Source organism: Corallococcus exiguus, from assembly GCF_009909105.1.
GTDB classification, from domain to species: domain Bacteria; phylum Myxococcota; class Myxococcia; order Myxococcales; family Myxococcaceae; genus Corallococcus; species Corallococcus exiguus.
The window spans coordinates 1-5,676 of sequence record NZ_JAAAPK010000028.1; the positions used below are offsets into that span (position 1 = coordinate 1).

2 tRNA genes and 3 rRNA genes are annotated in these 5,676 nt (G+C 55.5%); all 5 read left to right on the top strand.

Annotated elements, in window-relative coordinates:
• Positions 1 to 152 precede the first annotated feature (152 nt).
• The 5 genes from GTZ93_RS42000 to rrf all read left to right on the top strand — a co-directional run bounded on the left by GTZ93_RS42000 (position 153) and on the right by rrf (position 5,665).
• Positions 153 to 1,690, top strand: a 16S ribosomal RNA gene (locus tag GTZ93_RS42000).
• Between the two features lie 211 nt (positions 1,691 to 1,901).
• Positions 1,902 to 1,978 (top strand) — tRNA-Ile (locus GTZ93_RS42005).
• 55 nt (positions 1,979 to 2,033) lie between these two features.
• A tRNA-Ala gene (locus GTZ93_RS42010) sits at positions 2,034 to 2,106 on the top strand.
• Between the two features lie 294 nt (positions 2,107 to 2,400).
• A 23S ribosomal RNA gene (locus GTZ93_RS42015) occupies positions 2,401 to 5,367 on the top strand.
• A 181-nt stretch (positions 5,368 to 5,548) separates the two neighbouring features.
• Positions 5,549 to 5,665: ribosomal RNA gene (rrf, locus tag GTZ93_RS42020) — 5S ribosomal RNA — on the top strand.
• Together the 16S, 23S and 5S rRNA genes with 2 tRNA genes alongside form the textbook arrangement of a ribosomal RNA operon.
• The last annotated feature ends 11 nt before the right edge of the window (positions 5,666 to 5,676 follow it).

Consider the following 5,676-nt stretch of genomic DNA (forward strand, 5'->3'; position numbering starts at 1 on the left):
TGGATTGCGGAAACCCGCAGTCAATTTTTTGAGGGCGCTTCACCTCAAGAGCAGCGCTGAAAAGCGCAGCGAGAGGGAAGTGCCGACGAATCAGCGAGCCGAGACTCCTTAGCCGGGTCTCGGGGAACGCCGGTTCAAGCAAACCAAGAATACAATTGGAGAGTTTGATCCTGGCTCAGAACGAACGCTGGCGGCGTGCCTAACACATGCAAGTCGAGCGCGAATAGGGGCAACCCTTAGTAGAGCGGCGCACGGGTGCGTAACACGTGGATAATCTGCCTGGATGCCTGGGATAACCAGTCGAAAGATTGGCTAATACCGGATAAGCCCACGGTTTCTTCGGAGACTGAGGGAAAAGGTGGCCTCTGTATACAAGCTATCACAACCAGATGAGTCCGCGGCCCATCAGCTAGTTGGCGGGGTAATGGCCCACCAAGGCAACGACGGGTAGCTGGTCTGAGAGGACGATCAGCCACACTGGAACTGAGACACGGTCCAGACTCCTACGGGAGGCAGCAGTGGGGAATTTTGCGCAATGGGCGAAAGCCTGACGCAGCAACGCCGCGTGTGTGATGAAGGTCTTTGGATTGTAAAGCACTTTCGACCGGGACGAAACCGTAAAGCCTAATACGCTTTGCCTTGACGGTACCGGGAGAAGAAGCACCGGCTAACTCTGTGCCAGCAGCCGCGGTAATACAGAGGGTGCAAGCGTTGTTCGGAATTATTGGGCGTAAAGCGCGTGTAGGCGGCTTTGCAAGTCGGGTGTGAAAGCCCTCAGCTCAACTGAGGAAGTGCGCCCGAAACTGCAGAGCTTGAGTGCCGGAGAGGGTGGCGGAATTCCCCAAGTAGAGGTGAAATTCGTAGATATGGGGAGGAACACCGGTGGCGAAGGCGGCCACCTGGACGGTAACTGACGCTGAGACGCGAAAGCGTGGGTAGCAAACAGGATTAGATACCCTGGTAGTCCACGCCGTAAACGATGAGAACTAGGTGTCGTGGGAGTTGACCCCCGCGGTGCCGTAGCTAACGCATTAAGTTCTCCGCCTGGGAAGTACGGTCGCAAGACTAAAACTCAAAGGAATTGACGGGGGCCCGCACAAGCGGTGGAGCATGTGGTTTAATTCGACGCAACGCGCAGAACCTTACCTGGTCTTGACATCCTCGGAATCCTTCAGAGATGAGGGAGTGCCCGCAAGGGAACCGAGAGACAGGTGCTGCATGGCTGTCGTCAGCTCGTGTCGTGAGATGTTGGGTTAAGTCCCGCAACGAGCGCAACCCTCGCCTTTAGTTGCCACGCAAGTGGATCTCTAGAGGGACTGCCGGTGTTAAACCGGAGGAAGGTGGGGATGACGTCAAGTCCTCATGGCCTTTATGACCAGGGCTACACACGTGCTACAATGGCCGGTACAGAGCGCTGCAAACCCGCGAGGGGGAGCTAATCGCAGAAAACCGGTCTCAGTTCAGATTGGAGTCTGCAACTCGACTCCATGAAGGCGGAATCGCTAGTAATCGCAGATCAGCACGCTGCGGTGAATACGTTCCCGGGCCTTGTACACACCGCCCGTCACACCATGGGAGTCGATTGCTCCAGAAGTCATCTCACCAAGAGATGCCCAAGGAGTGCTCGGTAACTGGGGTGAAGTCGTAACAAGGTAGCCGTAGGGGAACCTGCGGCTGGATCACCTCCTTTCTAAGGAGACCGGGTGTTGGACTCAGCCTTCGGGCGAGTAGGCAACACCAGCAGCCTTCGGGCTGTCAGGTCATCTCTAGGTCAATGTTTCCGATTAACAATCCATTATGAACTTCGGGCTTGCTGTTTGGTTTTGAAGGACCGAGTGAAGTTGACTCGGCTCTTTGAGAATGAAGGACGCTGTAGGGTTCGCCGACGCTTTAGCCCCTCTGGGCCTATAGCTCAGCTGGCTAGAGCGCGCGCCTGATAAGCGCGAGGTCGGTGGTTCAAGTCCACCTAGGCCCACCACTCTTCTCCCTCACTGGAGGGAAGCAAAAGGGTGACTGGTGCTGACGCGAGAGTCGGGGCTGTAGCTCAGCTGGGAGAGCGCCAGCTTTGCAAGCTGGATGTCGTCGGTTCGAACCCGATCAGCTCCACAAGTTTCCTGGAAGTCGCAGGGACGTTCTTTGACAAGTGCATACGAAGGGTAAGTTGCAATTTCTGCTGAGTGAAGTTCTCAACAGAAGTGCCGACTTCGAAATGAGTCTCACCAGGCGCCGCGAGGCAGCCGGGTGGGGCAAAAGCGAAGTCTCCCACACAAGAAGAAGAAGCAATGAGAACAGCAATAAAGAATGTCTTCCGGGCCTGCTAGCGAAGAGCAGAGGTCTGGGCCTTGGTCTCCGAGTTTCGAAAATCCGCCGGGAGGCGGGCATTAGACAAGAGATTAGGGCAAGTAAGCTACTAAGGGCGTGCGGTGGATGCCTAGGTGCCAAGAGGCGATGAAGGACGTGGGTGGCTGCGAAAAGCTTCGGGGAGTTGCCAACCAAACGTTGATCCGGAGATGTCCGAATGGGGAAACCCAGCGCGGCGAATAGCTGCGTTACTGCAAGCTGAATTCATAGGTTTGCAGAGCAAACCAGGGGAAGTGAAACATCTCAGTACCCTGAGGAAGAGAAAACAATGAGTGATTCCCAAAGTAGTGGCGAGCGAAATGGGAAGAGGCCAAACCAACGTCATGCAAATGGCGGTGGGGTAGCGGGTCCGCGGTAGGACTCTGGAGGGCTAGTGGAAGCGTCCTGGAAAGACGCACCAAAGAGCGTGATAGTCGCGTACACGAAAGCCAACTGGAGCTGAGCGGGTTACCCAAGTAAGACGGGACACGTGCAATCCTGTCTGAATCTGCCGGGACCATCCGGTAAGCCTAAATACTCCTTGGCGACCGATAGTGAACAAGTACCGCGAGGGAAAGGTGAAAAGAACCCCGGTGAGGGGAGTCAAAAGAACCTGAAACCGCATGTCTACAAGCAGTTCGAGCACTACGGCGCAAGCCAGTGCGAGAGCGTACCTTTTGCATCATGATTCGGCGACTTAATATACGTAGCGAGGCTAAGCCGATAGGTGGAGCCGGAGCGAAAGCGAGTCCGAATAGGGCGCTAAGTTGCGTGTATTATAACCCGAAGCGGGGTGATCTACACATGGCCAGGTTGAAGTGCGGGTAACACCGCATGGAGGACCGAACTCATGAAAGTTGAAAATTTCTGGGATGAGCTGTGTGTAGGGGTGAAAGGCCAATCAAACTCCGTGATAGCTGGTTCTCCCCGAAAGATATTTAGGTATCGGCTCGGGCAATTCAATGCCGGAGGTAGAGCACTGAAACGGCTAGGGGTCTCACCAGATTACCAAACCGTATCAAACTCCGAATGCCGGCAATTGTTATCCCGGGACGCAGTCAGTGGGTGATAACGTCCATTGGCAAGAGGGGAATAACCCAGACCGACAGCTAAGGCCCCCAAATCTAGTCTAAGTGAACACTAGAAAGGATGTGGCAGGTCATTGACAACCAGGAGGTTGGCTTAGAAGCAGCCATCCTTTAAAGAAAGCGTAATAGCTCACTGGTCAAGACAGGCCGCGCCGAAAATGTAACGGGGCTCAAGACTAGTGCCGAAGCTTCGGGTCATACACGTCAGGCGTGTATGGCGGTAGGGGAGCGTCCCAGTTGCAGCGAAGGTGGACTGAAAAGGCCGCTGGAGCGACTGGGAGTGCTGATGCCGAAATGAGTAGCGATAAAGGGGGTGAGAAACCCCCTCGCCGTAAACCCAAGGTTTCCTGGGTCAAGTTAATCTTCCCAGGGTTAGCCGGGTCCTAAGCCGAGGCCGAAAGGCGTAGGTGATGGCAAGCAGGTTAATATTCCTGCGCCATCTTGCAGACGTTGAACTGAGGGAGGACGGAGAAAGCTAGGCGAGCTGACCGGTGGTTGTGTCAGTCTAAAGGCGTAGGGGTGTCGCGTACGAATAAAGGCGCGGCAGTCATCCCCGAGACCCCATGGCGCCCCGCAAGGGGTAAGTCGCTGATGCTCTGCTTCCAAGAAAAGTCCCGCAGGGAGTCTGCAGGGTGTCCGTACCGCAAACCGACACAGGTGGGTGAGGAGAAAATCCTAAGGCGCTTGAGAGAACTCTCCTCCAAGGAACTAGGCAAATTTCCACCGTAACTTCGGAAGAAGGTGGGCCTCTGGTAGGTGTAGGCGTACAGCCGAAGCCGAGAGAGGTTGCAGAGAAATGGCGGTAGCGACTGTTTACCAAAAACACAGGACTCTGCGAAGGCGACAAGCCGACGTATAGGGTCTGACTCCTGCCCGGTGCTGGAAGGTTAAGGGGATTCGTCAGCCGCAAGGCGAAGCGATGATCCGAAGCCCCAGTAAACGGCGGCCGTAACTATAACGGTCCTAAGGTAGCGAAATTCCTTGTCGGGTAAGTTCCGACCTGCACGAATGGAGTAACGACTTCCGCACTGTCTCGGAGAGGGACTCAGCGAAATTGAAATAGCTGTGCCGATGCAGTTTACCCGCAGCAAGACGGAAAGACCCCGTGAACCTTTACTACAACTTGACAGTGACACTAGGGATTGGCTGTGTAGGATAGGTGGGAGCCTTTGAAGCCGGGCCGCTAGGTTCGGTGGAGGCAACGGTGAAATACCACCCTGCTGATTTCTGGTGTCTAACCACGTCTCGTAAGCCGGGACTGGGACACTGTCTGGTGGGTAGTTTGACTGGGGCGGTCGCCTCCCAAAAAGTAACGGAGGCGCGCGATGGTTCCCTCAGCCCGATTGGAAACCGGGCGTCGAGTGCAATGGCATAAGGGAGCTTGACTGCGAGACCGACAGGTCGAGCAGGTGCGAAAGCAGGTCATAGTGATCCGGTGGTCCTGAATGGAAGGGCCATCGCTCAACGGATAAAAGGTACTCCGGGGATAACAGGCTTATCTCCCCCAAGAGTTCACATCGACGGGGAGGTTTGGCACCTCGATGTCGGCTCATCGCATCCTGGGGCTGGAGCAGGTCCCAAGGGTTTGGCTGTTCGCCAATTAAAGCGGTACGCGAGCTGGGTTCAAAACGTCGTGAGACAGTTTGGTCCCTATCTGCTGTGGGCGTAGGATACTTGAGAGGCTCTGACCTTAGTACGAGAGGACCGGGTTGGAGGCACCGCTGGTGTACCAGTTGTCTCGCCAGAGGCATCGCTGGGTAGCCATGTGCCGATTGGATAACCGCTGAAAGCATCTAAGCGGGAAACCGACCTCAAGACCAGGTATCCCGGGCGCAAGCCCCTGAAGACTCGTGGAAGACTACCACGTTGATAGGCTGGGTGTGTAAGCGCGGTAACGCGTTAAGCTAACCAGTACTAATAAGTCGAGAGGCTTACTTCCCCCATTCTCTTGCATGCCCCCTCAAGGGGAGTAAGGGACTCGGGGCCAAGGCCGAGGCCAGGACGCCACTAGCGCGTCCGCCCGGAAGGCAGCTGTTTCAATTGCTTCTTCGACTTCTCGAAGAGGCTTCACTCAAGCAGAAGCTTGCAACTTACCCTTCGTATGCACCGTCATTCGCTTTTCCGGTGGCAATGTCGGAGGGGTCACACCCGTTCCCATCCCGAACACGGAAGTTAAGCCCTCCAGAGCCGATGGTACTCCGCGGGAAACCGCGTGGGAGAGTAGGTCGCTGCCGGATTCTTTTTGAAA